We start from the raw sequence: 22,293 nt of genomic DNA on the forward strand, positions 1-22,293 counted from the left end.
TCTTAGCCGCCCGTGGCCACGAGCACCCAGTTCGGGTCGGCTGCGCCCATCTTGCGGGCAAAGGTCCAGACATCGCGCTGTTTGCGGGCCGTGCGCGGGTCGCCTTCGACCACGTTGCCCTGCGCATCGCGCGAGACCGAGACCAGCTCACCCACAAAGCGCACGGTCAGTTCGGCATCATTATCGCCATCAAGGGTGGCCGCATCCAGAGCCAGTTCGCGCAGGCCCATGAATTCGGCCTCGACCGTCAGGCCACGCGCCTTGCGATCGGCGATGGCTGCTGCGAATGCCTCGTAGACGGGCGGCGATAGGAAGGGTTTGACCTCGTCCAGCTGGCCCCGCTCGAAAGCCATCAGGATCATCTCGTAGGCCCCGCGGGCGCCTTTGAGGAAGCCACCGACCTCGAAGCTGGGCTCCAGCCGTTTCATCGCGGCCAGCGCATTGGCCGAGGACGAGCCCTCGGGCACATGGTCGGTGATGTCCAGATCGGGGCCGCCATCAATGACCTCGAATTTCTGTTTCGTCTCCTCGGGTTCCGGCGCGGTGTCCTTCGCGGAGCGTTCGAAGCCGTCACGGGTTCCAAGCACGCTTTTGAGGCGCAGGATCAAAAAGATCGCGACAGCTGCAAGAACGATTAGCTGGATGATTGAGTTGTTCATCTGGGTCCCTTGGGCGACGGCATCTGGAGGGCGACTTGGTATTTCGCTCTTGGGCACATATGTATGACAGGAGGCTGTTCAAGTCCATGCCGTGATCTAATGCAGGCAAGAGGGCGGGAATGGCAGTTTTATGGACTGGATCAAGGACTAACCCATGTGGATCTTTCTGGCCTTTCTGCTGGTGCCGATTATCGAGATCGGCCTGTTCATTCAGGTCGGCGGGCTGATCGGGCTGTGGCCAACGCTCGCCATCGTCGTGCTGACGGCGATCATCGGGACTTCGCTCGTGCGCTCGCAAGGGGCCCAGGCCATGGCCGAGTTGCGCCGTTCGATGGCGGAGCTGAATGATCCGTCGCGTCCCTTGGCGCATGGTGCGCTGATCCTGCTGGCGGGGGCGCTGTTGCTGACGCCGGGGTTCTTCACGGATGCTTGTGGTCTCTTGCTGCTGATCCCGGCTGTGCGCGACTGGGTGACGGGACAGCTGGCCAAGCGCGTGAAGATGCAGAGCTTCCAGATGGGTGGCGGGATGGGGTCGCAAGGCTTTGATGATCCGCGTGACTTCGGTTCTGCCCAAAATCGCGGCGCTAAACAGGGGCCGGGCGTAATTGACGGCGAATTTGAAGAAATTGATTCCGAAAACCCGCCCCGTCCGGGGAATTCCGGCTGGACGCGGCATTGAAGAGAAGGCCGCGCCAGTGCTAGACATTTCGTCAAAGTGATTTGGAGAACGATATGACCGAAGAAACCACTGCGGCCGCTCCGGCAGCTGGGGATGCCCAGCAGGCTCTGAAGATGCAGATCCTTGCGCAATTCGTGCGGGATATGTCCTTCGAGAATATGGTCGCCCAGAAAGGTCTGACCTCGGCGGATGTCCAGCCCGAGATGCAGGTTCAGGTCAGCCTTGATGCCAAGAAGCGTCAGGCCGACAACCAGTACGAGGTGATCTGCAAGTTCAAGGTCACGTCGAACAACAAATCCACCAATACGCCGCTCTATCTTCTGGAGCTGGAATATGGCGGGATCTTCCATGTCGAGGGCGTGCCGGCCGACCAGATGCACCCCTTCCTGCTGATCGAGTGCCCGCGCCAGCTGTTCCCCTTCATCCGCCGGATCGTCTCGGATGTGACGCGCGATGGCGGCTTCCCGCCCTTTAACCTCGAAATGGTTGATTTCGTGCAGCTTTACCGCTCCGAACTGGCGCGCCGCGCCGAGGTTCAGGCCGCTTCCGGCGAAACTGCCAACTAAGCCTGACGGGGTAGGCGTGGGCGCGGCCTGAGACAGGCTGCCCCCGCGACAATCTGTCTCCCGCGACGATCTGCCCCCGTGACTTTTGACGCCGCTGCAAGCATCTCTTGCAGCGGCGTTCGCTATTGAGGAGTGTGCGATGACCGATCTTATCCCTGCCTGGGTCGGCGAGGAGCTGACCCCCGTCGACAAGCTCGAGGCGCATCGTCTCGGGCTGCGGCACAAGGCTGTTTCGGTTTTCGTGATGTCGGGGCGCGAGGTGCTTATCCAGAAACGCGCCGAGGGCAAATACCACTCGGCGGGTCTTTGGGCCAATAGCTGCTGCACCCATCCCCATTGGGACGAGGCGCAGCATGACTGCGCCATCCGTCGTATGCGTCAGGAGCTGGGGATCACGGGGCTCTACCCGAGCCATGCCGACCGGCTGGAATACCGCGCGGATGTGGGGGGCGGGCTGATCGAGCACGAGGTGGTGGATGTGTTTCTGGCCGATGCGCCCCGCGATCTGGCGGTGAGCCCTGCGCCCGAAGAGGTGGCCGAGGTCAAATGGGTCGATCTGCATGATCTGGCCGCCGAGGTCGACCGGCATCCCCATCGTTTCTCGCGCTGGCTATCGATCTATATGACGGGTCATAAAGACCGGATTTTCAAAAGCCTCGGCTGAGAGCCGCGTCGACCGGATCACATTTGCTGATCTAGGCAATATTCCCCGCAAATTGTCGCCGCCGGACTGGAAAAATCTTCCGATAGCTGCAACTGTTTCGCAAAATACCGCGAAAAGGGGCAGTCAGGTGCGCGTCACAAAATTAGGTCTGGCAGGGATCGTGCTTTCCGTAATCGGAGGGGCGGCATTGGCGCAGGGCAATCTTCAATTTCAGGTTGCCGGCGGCGACGAGGATCTGACAGAGGCGCTGAAGGGCGCCTCGCTCGTGGTCAGCGCCGAGGATAAGACAGGGGACGATGCGCCCGATGCGCAGGATCTCTTCGGGTCTGCCCGCGCCGATTATGCCCGTATTCTCGCCGCGCTTTATGATGAGGGATATTATTCGCCCACGATCTCGATTCTGGTGAATGGCAAGGAAGCCGCGAGCATCGCCCCGCTCGATGCGCCTTCGACCATTTCCTCGATCCAGATTACGGTCGATCCCGGCCCGAAATTCACCTTCTCGAAGGCCGATATCGCGCCGCTTGCGCCCAAGACCGAATTGCCTGACGGTTTCAAGGCGGGGCAGACCGCGCGCACCAGCGTGATCCGGTCTGCCGCGCAGACCGCCGTCACTGGCTGGGAGGCGCAGGGCCATGCCAAGGCCGATGTGGCGTCCCAGAAGATCACCGCCGACCATCGCAGCGACACGCTGGCCACCGATATACGCCTAGATCCGGGCCCGAAGGTCAGTTTCGGTAACCTGACGATCACCGGTTACAAGCGCATGCGCGAGGAACGGATCCGTGCAATCGCGGGCTTCCCCAAAGGACAGGTCTTCGATCCCGACGAGCTGGAGCTGGTGCGCACCCGCCTCCGCCGCGCCAGCGTCTTCAGCTCGATGACCTTGACCGAGGCCGATAAGCTGAACCCCGATGATTCGCTCGATTACACGCTGGGCGTGGTCGAGGATAAGCGCCGCCGTCTGGGGGCGGGTGTCGAATACCAGACCGTGGACGGGCTGACGCTCTCGGGCTACTGGCTGCACCGCAACCTCTTTGGCGGTGCGGAGCGGCTGCGGGTGGATGCGGATGTCTCCGGGATCGGTGGTTCGGATGGTGGCGCGGATTACAGCCTCGGCGTGCGCATCGACCGTCCGGCGACCTTCTCACCCGATACCTCGGCCTATGCCGAGACCTCTGTTTCCCGTGAATCAACCGATGATTACGACGAGAACGCCTTCGAGATCGGCGCGGGTCTGACGCGCTATTTCAACGAGGATATCACTGGCGAACTGGGCTTGGCCTATAACTGGTCGCAGGTGACCGATGATGTGGGCGATACCTATTTCAGCCAGATCTCTGCTCCCGGCACGCTGACCATCGACAAGCGCGACAGCTCGACCGACGCGACCAAAGGATATTATGCCAAGATCGGGCTGACGCCTTTCGTGGGCCTCAACTCCTCGACGGGCACCGGCCTGCAATCCACCGGTGACCTGCGCGGCTATTTCGGCTTTGGCGCCGATGACCGTTTCGTGCTGGCTGGACGGGCACAATACGGCATCGTTGTGGGGTCCTCGCTCGAAGAGACCCCGCGTGATTATCTGTTCTACTCGGGCGGTGGCGGCACCGTGCGCGGCCAACCCTACCAGTCATTGGGCGTCACCAAGCTCGAAGACGGCACGCTCAAGACCGGTGGCACCGAATTTGCGGGGCTTTCGGGCGAATTCCGCATGGGTATTACCGAAAGCATCGGGGCGGTGGCCTTCTATGACATGGGCTGGGTCGGTGATGACGGCACGGGAGACTGGCAATCCGGCGCGGGTCTGGGCCTGCGCTACAAGACCGGCATCGGTCCGATCCGTCTGGATGTGGCCGCACCGGTTGGTGGGGATACGGGCGAGGGCGTGCAGCTTTACGTCGGTTTGGGGCAGGCATTCTGATGATGAAGAAACTTGCAATCGCACTGGTCGCGCTCTGGCCGCTTACGGGCTTTGCGCAGGAGACGACGACCACCCAATCGGCGGATGGTCAGTCCACGACCACCCAGACCGAGGATGGCACCACCGTCAAGACCACCGGTAGTGACACGTCTGATGAGTCCAAGCGTGACCGCTCCTATCTGACCGGCCTGATCGAGGACAAGCTCTCGGGCGAGGGGCGCACGATCCGTCTGGACGGGTTCAAGGGGGCACTGTCCTCGCGCGCGACTTTCGACAAGCTGACGATTTCCGATGATCAGGGTCCGTGGCTCGTGATTAACAATGCGGGGCTTTCGTGGAACCGCTCGGCCATTCTGCGCGGCAATATCGATATCAAGGAGCTTTCGGCCAGCTCGATCGAGCTGACCCGCCTGCCTGCGGCGCAGGAAGGCGTCGAGGTGCCCGATGCCGAGGCCAAGCCCTTCTCGCTGCCCGATCTTCCGGTGTCGCTGAATGTCGACAAGCTGGATGTGGGCGAGGTGAAGCTGGGCGAGGCGATTCTGGGCGAGCCGATCACCTTCAAGGTCAACGGATCGCTCGGGCTCGCGGATGGCTCCGGCAAGGCCAAGCTGGTGGTGGACCGCACCGATGATGTCGAGGGCCAGTTCTCGCTCAATGCCGCCTATTCGAATGATGACCAGACCCTGTCGCTGGACCTCCTGACCAAGGAAGGCAAGGGCGGGCTCGTGTCGAAGAAACTGGGCCTGCCGGGGGCGCCTGCGGTGACGCTGGCGGTGTCGGGTGATGGTCCGCTGAGCGATTTCTCGGCCGATATGGCGCTCTCGACCGATGGTCAGCAGCGTCTGACGGGCAAGGTGGTGCTGGGCCAGACCCAAGGCGGGGACGGTACCGACAAGACCTTCAAGGCGACTCTGTCGGGCGATGTGACCCCGATGCTGGAGCCCGAATATCACGACTTCTTCGGCAAGAATATCTCGCTGGATGTGGAGGGCGTGTCCAAGGCTTCGGGCGAGACCGATATCAACCAGCTCTCGCTCGATGCGCAGGCCGTGGATGTGAAGGGCTCGCTGGCGCTGGCGGCGGGTGGCTTGCCGGACCGCTTCGATCTGGATCTCAATCTGGGGCTCGATACCGGCGAGCCGGTCGTGCTGCCTGTGACAGGGGCCCAGACCACGCTGCAGGATGCCTCGCTGAAACTCAGCTATGACAAGGCCGATGGCGATAACTGGACGCTGACGGGGATTGTCGATGCGCTGAAAAGCCCGACCGTCTCTCTGGACAAGGTGAATCTGGATGGCGCGGGCACGATCACGCAGGATGCCGATGCACCGGCTGTGGCGGGCAATGTGACCTTTGACACGCAGGGCATCGCGATGGGCGATCCGGCGCTGGCCGAGGCTGTGGGACCTGCTCTGACGGGGCGCACCGATTTTGCATGGACCAAGGGCAGTCCGATCAAGCTGACCACCCTGCGGGTGGCGGGGCGCGATTACGGGCTGGAAGGGGATGTCTCCTTCGAGAACCCGACCGAAGGTCTGGTGATCACCACCGATGCACAGATCCGCCATGACAATCTGGCGCGTTTGGCGCAGATTTCGGGGCGCGATCTCTCGGGCTCGATCCTTGGTGTGGTGAAGGGCAGCTTTACGGTGCTTAGCGGCGCCTTTGACGCCGATGTGGATGTGACGGGACAGGATATCGCCATTGGTCAGCCGCAGGCGGATGCAGCCCTTGCGGGCCAGTCGAAGATCGTGATCTCGGCCAAGCGTGACGAGAACGGTCTCGTGCTGCGCAATTTCTCGGCGGATGCCAAGGCGCTGACGGCCAAGGCCTCGGGGTCGCTTGCCACCGGCAATGCGGATGTAACGGCCACGGCTTCGGCCAATCTGAACGTGCTGGGCGCGGGCTATGGTGGTGCGGTCGATCTGAACGCACATTATACCGAAGGCGGAGAGGGCCGCCGCGTGGTGCTTAATGCCACCGGCAACGGCGTGGCCGTGGGCCAGCCGCAGCTGAACAAATTCCTGCAGGGCAAAACGGTAATCGACCTGAATGCGCTGGAGAAAGACGGCGACATCTCGCTCGACCAGTTCAATATCTCGAACCCCAATCTGAAGGCCACGGGCTCCGGCGCGCTGAAGGACGGGCAAGGACAGATCGATGTGAACCTGACGAGCGATCTGTCGGGCTTGGGGGCGCCTTACCGCGGCAAGATCACCGCCGATGCAGCGGTGAAGGAGCGCGCGGATGGCCGCCTGATCACGCTCAAGGCCAATGCCGCTAATGTGGCGGTGGGTCAGTCTCAGGCCGATAAGCTTCTGGCGGGCAATTCCGCGCTGGAACTGGCGGTCCTGCAGAACGGCACGGATATCGAGCTGCAGAAATTCACCCTTTCGAACCCGCAGCTGAGCGCCGATGCCAGCGGCACGGTGACCTCGGGCGCGCGCAAGATCGATCTGAATGCGCGGCTGGCCAATACCGCCCTTCTGGCACCGGGTTTCCCCGGTCCACTGACGGTGAAGGGGCAGGTGACCGATAATGGCAGCCAGTATGGTGTGAATATCTCGGCGAATGGACCGGGCAACACCGATGCCACGGTCACCGGCACGCTGGCGTCCGATTTCGGCACGGCCAATCTGGCGGTGAAAGGCGGCACGCAATCGGCGCTGGCCAATGCGTTTATCTCGCCGCGCTCGGTCGAGGGGCCGCTGCGCTTCGATCTGGACCTGAACGGGCCACTGGCGCTCAATTCGCTGTCGGGCACCGTCTCGGGGCAGGGGCTGCGGTTCAGTGCGCCGACGCTGTCGCTGGCGCTGGAAGGGATCAATGTGGATGCCCAGCTGGGCAATGGCCGCGTAAACCTGACCACCAGCGCCAATTTCCAGGAAGGTGGCACGGTGAAAGTGTCTGGCCCGATCACGCTTTCGGCGCCCTATAATAGCGATCTGACCATTGCGCTGGACCGCGCGCGCTTCCGTGACCCGAACCTCTATGACACCCGTGTCACGGGGCAACTGGGGATCAATGGCGCGCTGACCGGCGGGGCGAAGATCGCGGGCAAGCTCGCGCTCTCGGATACCGAGATCCGCGTGCCCTCGACCGGCCTTGGCGGGGTGGAATCCATTCCCGATATCACCCATGTGGCGGAATCCGCGGCCTCGCGCGCCACGCGGGCCAAGGCGGGTGTGCTCGAGACCGAAAGCGAGAGCTCGGGAGGGTCTTCGGTGGCCTTCCCGCTCGATATTACCATCTCGGCGCCCAACCAGCTGTTCGTGCGCGGACGCGGGCTCGATGCCGAACTGGGTGGCCAGCTGCGGATTACCGGCACCACGGCCAATGTTATCCCGATCGGCAGTTTCGAGCTGGTGCGCGGGCGGCTTGATGTGCTCAATCAGCGCTTCACGCTCGATAACGGCTCCATCGCGCTACAGGGCGAGTTTGTGCCCTATATCGATTTCTCGGCGACCACGACGAAGAATGACTACGCGATCACGCTGGGGATCTCGGGGGAGGCGACCTCGCCCGATCTGGATGTGACCTCCTCGCCGGAGCTGCCGCAGGAGGAGGTGCTGGCACAGCTGCTGTTCGGGCAGGGGCTGAACAATATCTCGGCGCTGCAGGCGGCAGAGCTTGCGTCCGCTGTGGCGACGCTGGCCGGACGCAACGATAACGGGATCATGTCCAAGCTGCGCAATAGCACGGGGCTCGATGATCTGGATGTCGGCACCGATAGCGATGGCAATGCCACCGTGACCGCCGGCAAATATATCTCGGACAAGATCTACACCGATGTCGAGCTGGGCTCTTCGGGCCAGACCGAGATCAATCTCAATCTCGATCTGACCAAAACCATCACGGCCAAAGGTTCGGTCGGGTCGGATGGCGATAGCGGGATCGGCGTCTATCTGGAGAAAGACTACTGAAAAGGGGCCTTCGGGCCCCTTTTTCATTCCGTCTGTTCGGGTAGCGGTTTGGTAGAGCCGGTGCGCTCCTTGCGCAATTCGGCATTGAAGGCGGCGCCGAACAGGATCGCGAAGGCCGAAAGATAGAGCCACAGCAAAAGCGCAATGACCGCCCCGATGGAGCCATACAGTTTGGAATAGCTGGCGAAATTGCTGAGATAGAAGGTCAGCCCGTAGCTAGCCGCTCCCCAGACCAGCGTGGCGATCACCGCGCCCAGCGTAAACAGCTTCTCGCGCGGGCGGCCCATTTTGCGCGGGCCATAGCGGTAAAGGATGCCCAGCACCGTCAGCATCAGAAGGAACATCGCAGCCCAGGGCAAGCCGGAGAGCATCAGGTTGGTCAGCGCCATCAGCGCCGGATTGCTGTGGAAGGGCAGGACGTTGAGAAAGACCGGCACGGCCACAATGGTGGCCAGCGCCACGATCATCACCGCGACCAGCGCCATCGTCATGAAATAGGCGAAGAACAGGCTCCAGATCGTATTGCGCGGCTTTACCCCGTGGATCACGTTCAGTCCGAGCACCAATGCGCCCACGCCTGCGCGTGCCGAAAACAGCGTGATGGCCAGTGAGACGATCGTGCCCCAGCCGATGGAGGAATTGGTCGAGATCAGCCAGCTCTGGATTTGTGCGTAAAGCAGGTTCCATGCCTGCGGCGGGATGAAATTATCGGCCACCGCCAGATAGGTGCGGATGGTGTTGGCATCGGCGAAGGCGGTCCAGATCGCAATGGTGGCCGACACACCCGGAAAGACTGCGAACATCGCATAGAAGGCCACGCCCGCCGCGATCAGCCCGATATTGGCATTTGCCAGCCGTCCGACGAGCTGTGCCGTGAATCTCCAAGAAAGGCTCAGGATATGGGGGGAAATGACGGCCACAGTGTCTCCTTTTCGCTTGTTAGCTAAGCGGCAAGACAGGTTTTGGGCAATGGGTCGGAGAAAATCTGTCTGACGCATTGCCCTTTTGGTCACGGTTTCGTATCCAAACTCCAATCGTCAGGACCCGGGTGCGACTCCCGGGTGGCTCTTCCGGCCGCCGATCCGCCGGAGAAACCCGTTAAAAAACGAACCGAAGATTCCGTGAAGCCTGCCAGATCCGCAGGCCGAGACGGTTAGGATATGACATGAACCTTGATGCTTATCGCAAATCTTGGGTCGGCAGCTTGCGTGCAGACGTGCTGTCGGGCCTTGTTGTGGCGCTGGCGCTGATCCCCGAAGCCATCGCCTTTTCCATTATCGCCGGTGTGGACCCCAAAGTGGGTCTCTATGCCAGCTTCTCCATTGCCGTGATCACCGCCATCGTGGGCGGCCGTCCGGGGATGATCTCGGCGGCCACCGCCGCCACCGCCGTCCTGATGGGCAGCCTCGTACGCGACCACGGGCTGGAATATCTGCTGGCGGCTACCGTGCTGGCGGGTCTGATCCAGATCCTGATCGGCGTCAGCCGTGTGAGCTTCGTGATGCGATTTGTCTCGAAATCGGTAATGACCGGTTTTGTGAACGCGCTGGCGATCCTCATCTTCATGGCGCAGATCCCCGAGATGGATCCGTCGAGAGTGCCGATGTTCACCTTTGTGGTGATTGCGGTGGCCTTGGCGATCATCTACATCCTGCCGCGCTTCACCAAGGCGGTTCCCTCGCCGCTGGTGGCGATCGTGATCCTCACGGCCTGTTCCATCGGCTTCGGGTGGGATGTGCGCACCGTGGGCGATATGGGCAAGCTGCCCGATGCGCTGCCGGTCTTCCTGCTCCCCGATGTGCCGTTCAACCTCGAGACACTGAAGATCATCTTCCCCTATGCGCTGGGGGTGGCCGTGGTCGGGCTTCTGGAAAGCCTGATGACGCAGAATCTGATCAATGACCTGACGGATACGAAATCCTCGCGCAATCAGGAATGTGTGGGGCAGGGCATCGCCAACGGGATCACCGGTTTCATCGGTGGTATGGCAGGCTGTGCGATGATCGGCCAGTCGATGATCAATATCAAATCCGGCGGTCGCGGGCGTCTGTCGACGTTGGTGGCGGGCGTGATGCTGCTGATCTTCTGTGTAGTGCTGGGCCCGTGGGTCAGCCAGATCCCGATGGGGGCGCTGGTGGCGATCATGATCATGGTGTCGATCGGCACGTTCAGCTGGTCCTCGATCCGCGATCTGGCGACCCATCCCAAGACCTCGAGCGCGGTGATGCTGGCCGTGGTGGTTGTGGTTGTGGCGACCCATAACCTTGCCATCGGTGTGTTGGTGGGTGTGCTGCTATCGGGCTGCTTCTTTGCGGCCAAGATCGCGCGCCAGTTCCATCTGACCTCCGAGCTGTCGTCCGACGGGCGCGTGCGCACCTATCGGGTGCACGGGCAGCTCTTCTATGGTGCCACGGAAGATTTCATGGCAGCCTTCGATTTCCACGAGACGCTGGATCGGGTGGTGATCGATGTGACCGATGCCAAGATCTGGGATCTTTCGGCGGTTTCTGCTGTTGATATGGCGGTGCTGAAATTCCGCCGTGACGGGGCGGAGGTCGAGCTGGTCGGGATGGACCGGATGTCGGAGAGCCTTGTCGGGCGTCTGGGGCAGGCCGATAAACCCGGTGCCGATGCGGCGCTTTCGGGCCATTAAGGAGAAGAGAATGGACAAAAAGATCATCTCTTTCGTCGACGGATCGCATTATTCCGCGAGCGTATGCGACTATACCGCCTGGGCGATGGCGCGGCTGGGCGCACCGGCCGAGCTCGTTCATGTGCTGGGCCGTGCGCCCGAACCCAAGGAGGATCTGTCGGGGACGATCGCGCTTGGCGCGCGCTCGTCGCTGATGGAACAGCTGGCCACCATCGATGCACAGCGCGCCAAGCTTGTCTCGCAGCGGGGCCGTGCAATCCTCGAGGATGCACAGGCGCGGGTGATCGAGGCAGGTGGCACCGGAGTAACCACCCAGCTGCGCAATGGCGAGCTTCTGGATGCGGTGACCGAGCGCGAGGCGGAAGTCCGCGTCATGATCATCGGCAAACGCGGCGATCAGGCCGATATCGCGATGGACCATCTGGGCTCCAATCTCGAGCGGGCAATCCGCTCGAGCAAGGTGCCGGTGCTGGTAGCCAACCGTGCCTTTTCGCCGGTGGCCAAGGTGGCCATCGCCTATGATGGCGGGGTCTCGGCCAAGCGGGCGATGGCCGTGCTGGCCACCTCGCCGATCTTCACCGACCTAGAGGTGCAGGTGGTGTCGGTGGGCGAAGGGGCCGAGGTCAAAGCCCGCGAGGGCTGCGCGATGCTCGAAGGGTCGGGCCTGAAGACCCGTCCCGTGTCCATCGAGGGCGAGCCCGAGAAAGCGCTGGTGAAACATATCGAGAGTGACGGGATCGATATGATCGTGATGGGGGCCTACGGCCATTCGCGTATCCGCTCCTTCATCATCGGCTCGACCACCACCGCCTTGATCCGCGCCTGCAAGGTGCCGGTGCTGCTGATGCGCTAATCACGCATTCGCGACAGATCACACCCAAAAAAACGAGGCGCGTCACGGAACGGTGGCGCGCCTTTTTCGTTGTCTAGGTGAAACGCATGGAGGGCCGTGCGGTGTGGGATTTCCGCGCCCGGCCCGCAACCAGAGGAGACCATTTCATGGACAACGTTCTGCAAGTCAAACCCAAAGCCGAAAAAGTGAATACGGGTGTCGAAGGCAAGAAAGTCATGGCCAAAGCCGTGAACCAGGTTGCGTCCGACGTCTATAAGCTGGCGATCAAAACTCAGTTCTATCACTGGAATGTAGAGGGCCCGCTGTTCCGTCCGCTGCACCTTCTGACCGAGGAGCAATATGGCGAGTTGTTCGAGAGCGCCGATGTCATCGCCGAACGCGTGCGCGCCCTGGGCGAGCTGGCACCGATGAACCTCAAGCAACTCAATGCCTTCTCGCAGCTGGACGAGCTGGATGGCAAACCCACGGCGGAAGAGATGATTGCCGATCTGGTGAAAGATCATGAGGCGATTGCTGCCCGCATTCAGGATGTGATCGAGCTGGCCGACGAGCATAACGACCACGCCACCGACGATCTACTGGGTGGCGTTGCAGGCCAGCACGAGAAAATGGCATGGATGCTCCGTTCGCATCTTGCGAAATAAGCGGAGCGGATCTGCGATGGAAAACCGGGCATCAAGCCCGGTTTTTTTATGCCTTGAGGAGGCTGCCGCAAGGGCGCCCTGATTATGCGGCGTTTTGGGTATGCCATGCAGATAGAATAAAGCCCCGGCCTGAAGACCGGGGCTCTGGCGGCAGTGCCGTGAGTGTTATTTCAGGCGCTCGACAACCGCGTCCGAGAAGAGATCGACAAGGGCATTGTAATAGACCGGATCATCGACCGTAAGTGCCGTGGCATCGGTGCCCTCGGGCAGGGAGACAGCGATATTGGGGAAGCCGACATCCAGGTCATAGTGATCGAATTTGGCGTTGTCGGTGGCGGAATAGACGTTGATCTGCGCGCCCATCTTGGTGTCGCCGATATCCGCCAGATGATCCCAGGTGCTGGCAACTTCGGCGCTCGTGATGTCGACCTTGATGCTGGAGCCGAGCTTTTCGGCGTCATAGGCGGGACCCAGATCCGCGATGATCTGCGTCTCGACATCGGCAGCCATCTTTTCATAGAAAGCCGTTGCGGCCGGATCCGTCACGCCCTCGATATCGGTCGTCACGTTGACGCTGTTGACGGGGCCGGATGCGGCGAAAGCAGCGCCTGCGGAAAGCGCGAGCGCACTGGTCAGAGCAAGGATGCGTTTCATTCGTTTTCTCCATTTACGCGGCCCTCATCGGGGTCGCTCATATGGCAGATCAACGCGGATTGTCCGAAGCGGTTCCCCTAAGGAAGACGGCGGCGCGAAAGAACGGGCGGCTTTATGCCGATGAAAAAAAATGAAAAAGCCCCGGACGCGATGCCGGGGCTTTGGAGTTGATTGATAGATGGCTCAGGCCAGAAGAGTTTCGGTCGAGCTGAAGAACATGGCCTGACTCACCGCCGATTGAACCTGTGTCTCGGTATAGGGCTTGGTGATCAGGAAGGCCGGTTCGGGGCGTTCACCCGTCAGCAGACGTTCCGGGAAGGCGGTGATGAACACGACCGGCAGATTGTCGAACTGGCCGAGGATGTCGTTGACAGCATCGATCCCCGAGGAGTTGTCGGCCAGCTGGATGTCCGCCAGAATAAGATCGGGCTTCTCGCGCGCGGCAAGTTCCACGGCCTCGGTACGGGTACGGGCAATGCCGGTTACCTGATGGCCGAGTTCTTCGACGATCGCGCGGATGTCCATCGCGATGATAGCTTCATCCTCGATGATCATGACCTTGCCAGCGACCGAGTTTTCCATCTCGCGCAGAGCGATTTCGACCAGTTCTTCGGCCTCGGCAGTCTCGATCTGCATGATCGACCCGACTTCCTCGAAACGGAACCCCTCGATCGTATGCAAGAGAAGCGCCTCGCGGGTATTGGGCGTCAGGCTCGCCATGTGGTCCTGCGCGCGCATCTCCAGGCTGCCTGTGGCTTCGTCCAGCGGCGCGCCTGCGGAGGCCCAGACCAAATGGAAGGCATGGAACAAAGCGACCTTCGGATCCGTTTCCTGTTTGAAGATACCATCCTCGGCCAGAATGGCCTCAAGGGTCGCCGCCGCGTAGCGATCACCCGTGTCTTGGCTCCCCGTCAGCGCACGCGCGTAACGGCGCAGGTAAGGCAGGTTCGCAGCGATTGCGCCGGCGATATCGGTGGGCATGTAAAAACTCCCAAATTTTCGTTTTCCAAGGAACCAACGTCATTGTGCCGCGTTTGGTTCCATGTAAAAACAGCTGTGATCGGAACCATAGGTATGACCAACGAAATGGCTGACGACAAGTCGCGAGCCAGCATAAAGGAGCAGATCAATCAGAACCTGAAGAAAGCTTTCGACCAGGCGCTGAATGAGGATGTTCCCGATCGCTTTAAAGATCTGCTGGCACAATTACGTGCAAAGGAGGGCGACAAATGACTTCGCCCTCCTCTGACACCAAAACGATCCTTGATCCGCGCGACGAGTTGCCAGAGCACCTGCCAGCCCTGCGGGCCTTTGCGATGTCGCTGACGCGCAACTCGGCGACTGCGGATGACCTCGTGCAGGATACGATTGTGAAAGCATGGTCGAATATCGAGAAATTTCAGGTGGGCACCAACATGCGCGCTTGGCTTTTTACGATCCTGCGCAACACGTTCTATTCTGACCGCCGCAAGCGCAAACGCGAAGTGGCCGATCCGGACGGTGTGCATGCCGCAGCCTTGTGCGAACGGCCCGCCCATGACGGGCGGCTGGCAATGAACGATTTCATGGTGGCCTTCGATCAGCTGACGCCGGAACATCGCGAAGTGCTTATTCTCGTGGGGGCATCGGGATTCTCCTATGAGGAAGCGGCCGAGACCATGGGGGTTGCCGTCGGCACCGTCAAAAGCCGTGCCAACCGCGCTCGCGCGCGACTGGCCGAAATGTTGAAGCTGGAGGAGGGCGAAGATATCCTCTCCGGTATGGATGCCACATCGCTGGCGGTAATTGGTAAATCTGGGACTGCCGCTGCATGACACGAAAAGAAGGATCGACGGGGTCGTTCATCGACCGCCTCGGTGTGCGCCTTGCGATCTTTCTCGCAGTGGCTCTGTTCCCGCTACTGCTGATCTCGGCCATCCAGTCCAACTCGCTGCTTCAGGAAGCGCGGGCGCGGTCCGAGGCCGCGTTGATGGGGGAAACATTGCAGGCTGTGACAGGCGAGACCCGCCTGTTGCAGCAGGCGCAGGCCGAGGCACGGTTCCTCGCCTATACCCTGCCACCATTCCTCAACGATATGGATGCGTGCAGCGCGCAGATGCGCAAGGCGGTGGAGGCCGATCCCGCGCTGTCGCTTGCGGCGTTTGTCGACAAGAACGGGCAGATGGAATGTTCATCGCGCAATGTGACCTATGATTTTTCCAAAGATGAGCATGTCCAGGGCATCCTGCCGTTGGAAACGCCCAGCTTTGTGCTCAATCCGCACGGGCCTGTCTCCGGCACTGCAGTGATCGGCGCGACCCATCCGGTCTATAGCGTGGATGGCGAGAAGCTCGGTTTCGTCTCGCTGAGCTTGCCGCATTCCTCGGTGCTCCATAAGGAAAGCGAGCCCGATACTCTCGGGTATGACGTTGATAACGCGCTGGTTATCATGACGTTCGATGCCAATGGTTCGGTGCTCACATCGTCGGGTGACCTGAAAAAAGCGCAGACTTATCTGCCCGCGCACCGTGCGCTGAAAGCGCTGGCCGGCCCTAATGCTCTGACCTTCACAGCCCGTTCCAATTCGGGGCAGGAGCGGGTCTATTCCGTGCTCGAGCTTCTGCCGGGGCAGCTATACGCTATGGGAAGCTGGCCCGCAAAATCGTCGATCTCGATGAACCCCGTGGCGGATGTTTCCCCCATCCTTGTGCCGACCCTGATGTGGCTGGCCAGCCTGCTTGTGGCCTATTTTGCTATGCAAAAGCTGGTGATCGGCCATGTGAAGCGGCTGTCACGGGCCTTGCGTGGTTTTGCTTCCGGGTCGCGTCGCGTTGGCAACCTGAACTATGCGGGGGCGCCGAAGGAAATTCAGGATCTGGCACTCTCCTACGAGAAGATGACCGAGACGATCCTGCATGACGAGGCCGAGCTGGAGGATATGATCCACCATCAGGAAGTGCTTCTGCGTGAGGTCCATCACCGCGTGAAGAACAATCTTCAGCTGATCGCCTCGATCATTTCGATGCAGATCCGCAAGGCGCGCTCGCCCGAGACCAAAGAGCTTATGAAGGGCCTTCAGGAGCGGGTCATCAGCTTGGCGACGATTCACCGCGGGCTTTACCAGACCTCGGGTCTGACCGACATCACGGCCAACGAGCTGCTGCCCGATATCGTGAGGCAGATCTCCGCGCTGGCTACGGGGCCGGAACGGCGCATCGATGTAAACTGTCACGTTGACGAGATCCGCCTGACGCCGGATCAGGCCGTGCCGCTCTCGTTGCTGCTGACAGAAGCGATGACCAATGCGATGAAATACGCTGGCACGAAAGACGGGTCGCGTCCCGATTTGCAAATCTCGCTTTGCAAGATAGGGGGCGGATATGTGCGGCTGGCGCTTGAGAACTCGATGGATCCCGATGCCGAACCCGCCTCACCGGATAAAAGCTCCGGTTTGGGGTCGCAGCTCTCGCAGGCCTTCGTGCAACAACTCAATGGCGAGCTGAAATCGGCAGCCGAGGCGGACCGTTATCGCCTGACGGCCGAGTTCAAGCTGGCCGAGTTGCAGGAAGCCGAGCTCCGTCATGCGCGCGATGACGAAGACGATGAAGAGGATGACGAATAAGGGGCCGGTCGGCCCCTTATTTCTTGGCGAGCGCGGTTTTCAGGCGCTCGAAGCTTGCCTTGGTGTTCTTGGTTTCCGATTCGGCAACGAAAGCATCGAGCGCGGGCCAGACCTTGATCGCCTTATCGACCACCGGGTCCGATCCAGCGGCATAGAGCCCTGCCTGAATCATCATCTCGGCCTTGTCATAGGCCCCCATCAGGCGGCGGGCCTCCTTGATGAGGTCGTTTTCCTGCGGCGTTGCGGCATCGGGCAGGGACCGCGAGACCGAGCGCAGCAGATCGATCGCCGGAAACCGCCCGCGTTCGGCGATCTTGCGGTCCATCACAACGTGGCCGTCCAGCGTTCCGCGCAGGATATCGGCCACCGGCTCTTCCATATCCGAGCCAGGCACGAGGACCGAGAAAACCGCCGTGATATCGCCCGCCCCCTCGGGACCGGGCCCCGAGCGTTCGGCAAGCCCCATGATCTGCTGTGAGGTGGAAGGCGGGAAGCCACGCAGGGTGGCCGCCTCGCCACCCGCCAGTGCGACTTCACGATGGGCCTCGGCAAAGCGGGTAATACTATCGGCCAGAAACAGCACATGCTGCCCTTTGTCACGGAAATGCTCGGCCACGGTCATCGCGGCCATCGCGCAGCGGCGGCGGACCAGAGGCGATTGGTCCGAGGTTGCGGCGACGATGATCGAGCGCGCCATCCCTTCCGGCCCGAGAACCTTTTCCACGAATTCGCGCAATTCACGGCCGCGTTCACCGATCAGGGCGATCACGGCGACATCCGCTTCCACACCTTTTGCAAAATTGGCCAGAAGCGAGGATTTGCCCACGCCGGAACCGGCGAAGAGGCCTATCCGCTGCCCCTTGACCAGAGGAAGGAGCGTGTTGAAAACGGCCAGTCCAGTTTCAAGGCGGCTACCCAGCCGGCGGCGTTGGGCCGCGGCAGGGGGGCGGGCGCGGATATTACGCTCAATCGCGCCGCGCATCAGCGGCTGACCATCCAGCGGATTTCCGAACGGGTCGATGATTCGACCGATCCACGAACTGTCGGGAGAAATTCCGGTTTGTCCGAGAAGATCGACGCGATCATCTATCGCAAGCCCGTCTGCCGCCCCATCGGCCAGGAGTTTGACGTGATCGGGTTCGAGAGCCAGAACTTCGGCGCCGATCTTCAACCCTGACTGGCAGATGATTTCAGCGCGATCTCCAAGGGTTGCAACGCGCGATAGGCCTGTTGCCTCGATCACGCCCTGCCCGACGCGACTGATCCTGCCCACCGTATGGACTGCGCCAAAGTCCGAAATTGACGAGCGCAGCAAGTCCAAATCTGCATAAGCCATTCTGGCCTCCAATCGTTTTCTAAATGTTTTTTAATGAATCACTCTTAAGCCTTGGTTGAAATCTGAGAGGAGAAACCTCCGTGTTCGAAAAAATCGATGTGATGAATATGGCTGAGTCGATGGCACGCCATGCCGCTCAGCGCCAATCCGCAGTTTCGCGGAACATGGCGAATGCCGACACGCCCGACTACAAGGCGCAGGACGTGACGCCATTCGCCGAGACCTATCAGGAAGAGGTCGCGATGCCGATGAAGGCAACGCGCTCCGGCCATATCGGTGCGGATAATCTGGTGACATCGCAGACGGTGACCCGCAGCGATTCCGGCACGGCGTCTCCTAATGGCAATACGGTCTCGCTGGAAGACGAGATGGTTAAGGCGGTCGAAACAAAGCGCCAGCACGATCTTGCGTTAACCATATACAAATCAACTTTGAACATTCTGAGAACAAGCGTTGCACGGAGCTGATCATGACTGATTTTGGCGATTCTTTTTCTCTTTCCGCATCGGGCATGAAGGCTCAGGCGCAGCGCCTGCGTTATGTCTCGGAAAATATCGCGAATGCGGATACGCCCGGCTATCACCGCAAACTCACCGAGTTCAAACAGGTGATGGAAGATGGCGGGGCGACAGGTAAAGTCGAACTCGGGAAGGTCGAGCTGGATCGCAGCGACCTCAAGCAGATCTATGATCCGGGCAATCCGCTTGCCGACGCGAATGGCTACTATGACGGGTCGAATGTCGATCTGGTCGTCGAGATCGCTGACGCGCGAGAGGCGCAGCGCAGTTACGAAGCAAATATCAAAATGTTCGACCAGACGAGGCAGATGTCCTCGGCTCTGCTCGATATTCTACGCCGCTAACCCCTAGGAGAAGTCTAGAATGGACGTAAAATCATCCCTCGCCTTGCAGGGCTATGCCCAAGGTCGCTCGGCCGCGCAACTCGGGGCGGAGAAAGATCAGTCAGGCGCATCTTCTGCGAGTGAGAATCCGTTTGCCGCATTGGCGACCGACTTTGTCGATACGGTCAAGAATGGCGAGGAAACCGCCAAGGCCGCGATGACCGGTGATGCTGATCCCCACCAGCTGGTTCAGGCGCTGTCGCAGACCGAACTGGCCGTGGAGGCGGCGGTGACCCTGCGGAATAAAGTCGTTGAGGCTTATCAGGAAATCCTGAGGATGCCGGTGTAATTATGAATGACGTCATCTTCTTCGATACATTGCGCGAGGCACTATGGGTCGCTGTGATGATTGCCGCCCCCATGCTGGCCGTCGCCCTGATTGCCGGTGTCGCGATCGGTCTCTTTCAGGCGCTGACCTCGGTGCAGGAGATGACACTGACCTTCGTTCCCAAGGTCGGGGCGATGCTCATCGTATTCTGGGTGTCGATGTCCTTCATGTCGGAACGGTTGGTCGATTTCTTCACGGCAGACATCATTCCTTTGATTGCGGGGAGCTGACCCATGGATAATGCGATTTACGCGGCGCTGACCCGTCAGTCGGGTCTGATGAACGAGATGAACGTGGTGGCGAATAATATCGCCAACGTCTCCACAACAGGCTTCCGCAAGGAAGGTGTCATCTTCGCGGAATATGTGGCGGATCTCGACGGGGCGGAACCGTCGCTTTCGATGGCCTATGGCAACGGGCGCGAGATATCGACCTTGCAGGGGGGGCTGACCGCAACGGGCAATAATTTCGACTTCGCGATCCAGGGGGATGGCTATTTCATGGTCGAGACGCCGCAGGGCAACGCCTTGACCCGTGCGGGGAATTTTGTGCCTTCGGCCGAAGGGATCTTGCAGAACCAGGATGGCTATCCGGTGCTTGATTCGGGCGGTGGCCCGATCTTTGTGCCCTCGGAGGGCGAGCTGTCGATGGCACAGGATGGCACGATGTCGGTCAATGGTGAACCTATTGCCCAGCTCGGCATTTACGACCCCGCCGATCCGGCTGCGATGACCCATTCGGGCGGAACGCTGTTCTATCCGGAAGGGGGAGCACAAGCGCAGGAGTTTCCGCAGGTCCTTCAAGGATTTGTTGAGGAATCGAATGTAGACCCGATCACAGAGGTCGCGCGCATGGTCGAAGTGCAGCGTGCCTATGAGATGGGACAGAAATTCCTAGATCGCGAAGATGAACGCATCCGTAGCGTGATATCGACGCTGACGAAGTAAGGAGAAGCCTTATGCGTGCTCTACAGATTGCCGCCACCGGGATGAGCGCTCAACAGATGCGTGTTGAGGTCATTTCGAACAACCTCGCGAATATGTCGACGACCGGCTACAACGCCCGTCGTGCCGAATTTGCCGATCTGACCTACCAGCAATTGACCCGTCCCGGCACGATCAGTGCCAGTGATGGCTCCGTGGTGCCCTCGGGGGTGCAGCTGGGTCTCGGTGTGCGGCCGACGGCTGTGACGCAGATCCTCGAGCAGGGGTCTCTTGTGAGCACCGGCGGCGATCTGGATGTCGCAATCGACGGTATCGGGTATCTCGAGGTCGAGATGCCCTCGGGCGTGTCGGCCTATACGCGTGATGGCGGGCTAAAACGCTCCGCAGATGGCGAGATTGTCACTTCGGACGGCTATGTCGTAGTTCCGGGGATCACGATCCCCGATGATGCGACCTCGGTTGCCATCAATACTTCCGGCGAGGTCTATGCCTATTTCAGCGATCAGGTTCAGCCGCAGATGATGGGGCAGCTGACCCTTGCCAACTTCACCAACAAAAAGGGCCTCGAGGCAATCGGGTCGAACCTCTTCCTCGAGACGGGCGCCTCCGGTCCGCCGGTTGTAGGTGAGCCGGGTCAGGATGGTCTGGGGACTTTGCGTCAGGGCTATCTGGAAGAGAGCTCCGTCGATCCCGTGCGTGAGATCACCGAGCTGATCAAGGCGCAACGAGGTTACGAGTTGAATTCCAAGGTTATTTCGGCAGCGGACCAGATCCTGAGTGCGACGGTACAGGTGCGCTGATGCGTAGCCTTCTTCCGTTTCTCGCGGTCCTAGCGGCGGTCACCGCAACCGGCCTTCAGGCAGAGGTGGTGGTGGCGACGCGCACGTTACGGGCGCAGACGGTGCTTGCCCCCGAAGATCTCGGGATTGCCGATATGGATGTGCCGGGCGCCATCGTTGATCCTATCGATGCCGTCGGGCTCGAGACCCGTGTCGCGATCTATGCCGGTCGTCCGATCCGTCCAGAACATTTGAGCGCGCCAGCGATTATCGAGCGGAATCAGACCGTATCGCTCGCTTACAACCGCGGCTCTCTGACGATCATTACAGAAGGGCGTGCGCTCGAGCGCGCGGCTATCGGAGACAGTATCCGCGTGATGAATGTCTCTTCCCGCACCACCGTTTCGGCCACGATTTCGGCGGATGGAACCGCCTATGTGAACAAGGACTGATTGTTATGCGCCGCCTGACCCTTCTTTTGATGACCCTTTCGATCCTTGGCTGCCAGCGTCTTGGCGAAGTCGGTCGGACGCCGGATCTGACGCCGGTCGAGAATACGAATGAATATTTTGCCATGAACACGATCCCGATGCCGGAATTGCCCGAAGACCGTTCGCCGGTATCGCAAGCGTCGCTCTGGTCGGGAACGCCGAAATCGCTTCTGGGCGACCGTCGCGCTGCGCGCAAAGGCGATATCATGACGGTGGTTATCGAGATCGACGATAGCGCCAATTTCTCGAATTCGAGCGATCGTAGCCGGTCCGAATCGCAGTCGATGGGCATTCCGTCGCTCTTCGGTATCCCGGAGCAAATCAACAAGGCGCTGCCGGATGGCGCGAGTATGGATAGCGCGGTTTCCACCAATTCCAGCTCGTCTTTCAATGGTGATGGCAATGTCTCGCGCAACGAGCAATTAACCCTGCGGATTGCCGCAACCATCATCGACGTGCTCCCAAATGGCGTTCTGCGGGTGCAGGGCAGTCAGGAGGTCCGGGTAAATTACGAGGTGCGCGAGCTGATCGTGACCGGATATGTCCGCCCCGAGGATATCAGCCGCCAGAACGAGATTACCTATGACAAGATCGCAGGTGCCCGGATCTCCTATGGTGGTCGTGGACAGATCTCGGATGTGCAGCAGCCGCGGATCGGCTCGCAGATCGCCGATATCATCATGCCGTTCTGAGG

General features: G+C 60.5%; 24 protein-coding genes and 1 other annotated feature. Of the genes, 19 read left to right on the forward strand and 5 right to left on the reverse strand.

The window, feature by feature from the left end; genetic code table 11:
• Positions 1-2 precede the first annotated feature (2 nt).
• The gene (locus VSX56_RS03225) at positions 3-659 is read right to left on the reverse strand and encodes a Tim44/TimA family putative adaptor protein (RefSeq protein WP_350934814.1); all 657 of its coding nucleotides are present in this window, start codon (positions 657-659) and stop codon (positions 3-5) included.
• Positions 660-813: 154 nt separating this feature from the next.
• On the opposite strand from VSX56_RS03225, the gene VSX56_RS03230 reads away from it, so the two are divergent.
• The 5 genes from VSX56_RS03230 (at position 814) to VSX56_RS03250 (ending at position 8,415) form a co-directional block, all read left to right on the forward strand.
• Positions 814-1,338, forward strand: a complete 525-nt coding sequence (locus tag VSX56_RS03230; protein ID WP_350934816.1) for an FxsA family protein — start codon at positions 814-816, stop codon at positions 1,336-1,338.
• 53 nt (positions 1,339-1,391) lie between these two features.
• Complete coding sequence (gene secB / locus VSX56_RS03235) at positions 1,392-1,904, forward strand: protein-export chaperone SecB (protein WP_339113611.1); 513 nt, start codon at positions 1,392-1,394, stop codon at positions 1,902-1,904.
• Between the two features lie 139 nt (positions 1,905-2,043).
• Positions 2,044-2,568 carry an isopentenyl-diphosphate Delta-isomerase gene (locus VSX56_RS03240; protein WP_339113610.1) on the forward strand — a complete coding sequence of 175 codons (525 nt, stop codon included), beginning with the start codon at positions 2,044-2,046 and terminating at the stop codon, positions 2,566-2,568.
• 127 nt (positions 2,569-2,695) lie between these two features.
• Entirely contained in the window at positions 2,696-4,492 is a 1,797-nt protein-coding gene (locus tag VSX56_RS03245) for an autotransporter assembly complex protein TamA (RefSeq protein WP_350934819.1), read from the forward strand.
• Positions 4,492-8,415, forward strand: coding sequence for a translocation/assembly module TamB domain-containing protein (locus VSX56_RS03250; RefSeq protein WP_350934821.1), 3,924 nt, complete (start codon positions 4,492-4,494; stop codon positions 8,413-8,415). The genes VSX56_RS03245 and VSX56_RS03250 overlap by 1 nt, the downstream gene beginning before the upstream one ends.
• A 23-nt stretch (positions 8,416-8,438) precedes the next feature.
• Here VSX56_RS03250 and VSX56_RS03255 read toward each other — a convergent pair whose 3' ends face one another.
• Entirely contained in the window at positions 8,439-9,335 is an 897-nt protein-coding gene (locus tag VSX56_RS03255) for a YihY/virulence factor BrkB family protein (RefSeq protein WP_339113607.1), read from the reverse strand.
• A 117-nt stretch (positions 9,336-9,452) separates the two neighbouring features.
• Positions 9,453-9,510 (forward strand) — a sequence feature (sul1 is cis-regulatory element that is thought to sense ions involved in sulfur or methionine metabolism; They are found in Alphaproteobacteria).
• 70 nt (positions 9,511-9,580) lie between these two features.
• On the opposite strand from VSX56_RS03255, the gene VSX56_RS03260 reads away from it, so the two are divergent.
• From VSX56_RS03260 to VSX56_RS03270, 3 genes are all read left to right on the forward strand, one after another.
• A complete protein-coding gene (locus VSX56_RS03260; RefSeq protein ID WP_350934824.1) occupies positions 9,581-11,068 on the forward strand; it encodes a SulP family inorganic anion transporter in 1,488 nt (495 codons plus the stop codon).
• Between the two features lie 10 nt (positions 11,069-11,078).
• On the forward strand, positions 11,079-11,921 hold the full coding sequence (locus VSX56_RS03265; RefSeq protein WP_350934826.1) for a universal stress protein: 843 nt from the start codon (positions 11,079-11,081) through the stop codon (positions 11,919-11,921).
• Positions 11,922-12,067: 146 nt separating this feature from the next.
• Entirely contained in the window at positions 12,068-12,565 is a 498-nt protein-coding gene (locus VSX56_RS03270; RefSeq protein WP_339113604.1) for a Dps family protein, read from the forward strand.
• A gap of 165 nt (positions 12,566-12,730) precedes the next feature.
• Here VSX56_RS03270 and VSX56_RS03275 read toward each other — a convergent pair whose 3' ends face one another.
• Both VSX56_RS03275 and VSX56_RS03280 read right to left on the reverse strand, forming a co-directional pair.
• Positions 12,731-13,219 carry a hypothetical protein gene (locus VSX56_RS03275; RefSeq protein WP_339113603.1) on the reverse strand — a complete coding sequence of 163 codons (489 nt, stop codon included), beginning with the start codon at positions 13,217-13,219 and terminating at the stop codon, positions 12,731-12,733.
• Positions 13,220-13,402: 183 nt separating this feature from the next.
• Positions 13,403-14,200 carry a response regulator gene (locus VSX56_RS03280; protein ID WP_339113602.1) on the reverse strand — a complete coding sequence of 266 codons (798 nt, stop codon included), beginning with the start codon at positions 14,198-14,200 and terminating at the stop codon, positions 13,403-13,405.
• A 93-nt stretch (positions 14,201-14,293) separates the two neighbouring features.
• On the opposite strand from VSX56_RS03280, the gene VSX56_RS03285 reads away from it, so the two are divergent.
• From VSX56_RS03285 to VSX56_RS03295, 3 genes are read left to right on the forward strand one after another with little or no spacing between them, the layout of a single operon-like run.
• Entirely contained in the window at positions 14,294-14,452 is a 159-nt protein-coding gene (locus VSX56_RS03285; RefSeq protein ID WP_339113601.1) for a NepR family anti-sigma factor, read from the forward strand.
• Entirely contained in the window at positions 14,449-15,033 is a 585-nt protein-coding gene (locus VSX56_RS03290; RefSeq protein WP_339113600.1) for an RNA polymerase sigma factor, read from the forward strand. The genes VSX56_RS03285 and VSX56_RS03290 overlap by 4 nt, the downstream gene beginning before the upstream one ends.
• Positions 15,030-16,820 (forward strand): sensor histidine kinase, encoded by a 1,791-nt coding sequence (locus VSX56_RS03295; RefSeq protein WP_350934830.1) that lies wholly within the window; start codon positions 15,030-15,032, stop codon positions 16,818-16,820. Before VSX56_RS03290 ends, VSX56_RS03295 begins: the two co-directional genes overlap by 4 nt.
• 16 nt (positions 16,821-16,836) lie before the next feature.
• Here the strand turns inward: VSX56_RS03295 and VSX56_RS03300 are convergent, their stop codons facing one another.
• Positions 16,837-18,156, reverse strand: coding sequence for a FliI/YscN family ATPase (locus tag VSX56_RS03300; RefSeq protein ID WP_350934832.1), 1,320 nt, complete (start codon positions 18,154-18,156; stop codon positions 16,837-16,839).
• Positions 18,157-18,236: 80 nt separating this feature from the next.
• Between VSX56_RS03300 and VSX56_RS03305 the strand changes: the two genes are divergently transcribed.
• Genes VSX56_RS03305 through flgH form a run of 8 tightly spaced genes read left to right on the forward strand, consistent with a single transcriptional unit; the run spans position 18,237 to position 22,291 of the window.
• Positions 18,237-18,623: a FlgB family protein gene (locus VSX56_RS03305; RefSeq protein WP_339113597.1), complete on the forward strand. Its 387-nt coding sequence runs from the start codon at positions 18,237-18,239 to the stop codon at positions 18,621-18,623.
• Positions 18,624-18,625: 2 nt separating this feature from the next.
• The gene (gene flgC / locus VSX56_RS03310; protein WP_350934835.1) at positions 18,626-19,018 is read left to right on the forward strand and encodes a flagellar basal body rod protein FlgC; all 393 of its coding nucleotides are present in this window, start codon (positions 18,626-18,628) and stop codon (positions 19,016-19,018) included.
• Positions 19,019-19,037: 19 nt separating this feature from the next.
• Positions 19,038-19,346 (forward strand): flagellar hook-basal body complex protein FliE, encoded by a 309-nt coding sequence (gene fliE, locus VSX56_RS03315; RefSeq protein WP_339113595.1) that lies wholly within the window; start codon positions 19,038-19,040, stop codon positions 19,344-19,346.
• Positions 19,347-19,348: 2 nt separating this feature from the next.
• Entirely contained in the window at positions 19,349-19,615 is a 267-nt protein-coding gene (locus VSX56_RS03320) for a flagellar biosynthetic protein FliQ (RefSeq protein ID WP_339113594.1), read from the forward strand.
• Between the two features lie 3 nt (positions 19,616-19,618).
• Positions 19,619-20,332 carry a flagellar hook-basal body complex protein gene (locus VSX56_RS03325; RefSeq protein WP_350934838.1) on the forward strand — a complete coding sequence of 238 codons (714 nt, stop codon included), beginning with the start codon at positions 19,619-19,621 and terminating at the stop codon, positions 20,330-20,332.
• An 11-nt stretch (positions 20,333-20,343) separates the two neighbouring features.
• Positions 20,344-21,129 carry a flagellar basal-body rod protein FlgG gene (gene flgG / locus VSX56_RS03330; RefSeq protein WP_339113592.1) on the forward strand — a complete coding sequence of 262 codons (786 nt, stop codon included), beginning with the start codon at positions 20,344-20,346 and terminating at the stop codon, positions 21,127-21,129.
• Positions 21,129-21,560, forward strand: coding sequence for a flagellar basal body P-ring formation chaperone FlgA (flgA, locus tag VSX56_RS03335; RefSeq protein WP_339113591.1), 432 nt, complete (start codon positions 21,129-21,131; stop codon positions 21,558-21,560). The genes flgG and flgA overlap by 1 nt, the downstream gene beginning before the upstream one ends.
• Before the next feature lie 5 nt (positions 21,561-21,565).
• Positions 21,566-22,291, forward strand: a complete 726-nt coding sequence (gene flgH / locus VSX56_RS03340; RefSeq protein WP_339113590.1) for a flagellar basal body L-ring protein FlgH — start codon at positions 21,566-21,568, stop codon at positions 22,289-22,291.
• Positions 22,292-22,293 lie beyond the last annotated feature (2 nt).

Origin of the sequence: Thioclava kandeliae (assembly GCF_040297545.1) — a bacterium.
Taxonomy (GTDB): domain Bacteria; phylum Pseudomonadota; class Alphaproteobacteria; order Rhodobacterales; family Rhodobacteraceae; genus Thioclava; species Thioclava kandeliae.

Bases quoted from the DNA above. Each gene is read 5' to 3' on its own strand.
- VSX56_RS03225 (WP_350934814.1), bottom strand. From the start codon at position 659: ATGAACAACTCAATCATCCAGCTAATCGTTCTTGCAGCTGTCGCGATC.
- VSX56_RS03230 (WP_350934816.1), top strand. From the start codon at position 814: ATGTGGATCTTTCTGGCCTTTCTGCTGGTGCCGATTATCGAGATCGGC.
- secB (WP_339113611.1), top strand. From the start codon at position 1,392: ATGACCGAAGAAACCACTGCGGCCGCTCCGGCAGCTGGGGATGCCCAG.
- VSX56_RS03240 (WP_339113610.1), top strand. From the start codon at position 2,044: ATGACCGATCTTATCCCTGCCTGGGTCGGCGAGGAGCTGACCCCCGTC.
- VSX56_RS03250 (WP_350934821.1), top strand. From the start codon at position 4,492: ATGATGAAGAAACTTGCAATCGCACTGGTCGCGCTCTGGCCGCTTACG.
- VSX56_RS03260 (WP_350934824.1), top strand. From the start codon at position 9,581: ATGAACCTTGATGCTTATCGCAAATCTTGGGTCGGCAGCTTGCGTGCA.
- VSX56_RS03265 (WP_350934826.1), top strand. From the start codon at position 11,079: ATGGACAAAAAGATCATCTCTTTCGTCGACGGATCGCATTATTCCGCG.
- VSX56_RS03270 (WP_339113604.1), top strand. From the start codon at position 12,068: ATGGACAACGTTCTGCAAGTCAAACCCAAAGCCGAAAAAGTGAATACG.
- VSX56_RS03275 (WP_339113603.1), bottom strand. From the start codon at position 13,219: ATGAAACGCATCCTTGCTCTGACCAGTGCGCTCGCGCTTTCCGCAGGC.
- VSX56_RS03280 (WP_339113602.1), bottom strand. From the start codon at position 14,200: ATGCCCACCGATATCGCCGGCGCAATCGCTGCGAACCTGCCTTACCTG.
- VSX56_RS03285 (WP_339113601.1), top strand. From the start codon at position 14,294: ATGACCAACGAAATGGCTGACGACAAGTCGCGAGCCAGCATAAAGGAG.
- VSX56_RS03290 (WP_339113600.1), top strand. From the start codon at position 14,449: ATGACTTCGCCCTCCTCTGACACCAAAACGATCCTTGATCCGCGCGAC.
- VSX56_RS03295 (WP_350934830.1), top strand. From the start codon at position 15,030: ATGACACGAAAAGAAGGATCGACGGGGTCGTTCATCGACCGCCTCGGT.
- VSX56_RS03300 (WP_350934832.1), bottom strand. From the start codon at position 18,156: ATGGCTTATGCAGATTTGGACTTGCTGCGCTCGTCAATTTCGGACTTT.
- flgC (WP_350934835.1), top strand. From the start codon at position 18,626: ATGACTGATTTTGGCGATTCTTTTTCTCTTTCCGCATCGGGCATGAAG.
- fliE (WP_339113595.1), top strand. From the start codon at position 19,038: ATGGACGTAAAATCATCCCTCGCCTTGCAGGGCTATGCCCAAGGTCGC.
- VSX56_RS03320 (WP_339113594.1), top strand. From the start codon at position 19,349: ATGAATGACGTCATCTTCTTCGATACATTGCGCGAGGCACTATGGGTC.
- VSX56_RS03325 (WP_350934838.1), top strand. From the start codon at position 19,619: ATGGATAATGCGATTTACGCGGCGCTGACCCGTCAGTCGGGTCTGATG.
- flgG (WP_339113592.1), top strand. From the start codon at position 20,344: ATGCGTGCTCTACAGATTGCCGCCACCGGGATGAGCGCTCAACAGATG.
- flgA (WP_339113591.1), top strand. From the start codon at position 21,129: ATGCGTAGCCTTCTTCCGTTTCTCGCGGTCCTAGCGGCGGTCACCGCA.
- flgH (WP_339113590.1), top strand. From the start codon at position 21,566: ATGCGCCGCCTGACCCTTCTTTTGATGACCCTTTCGATCCTTGGCTGC.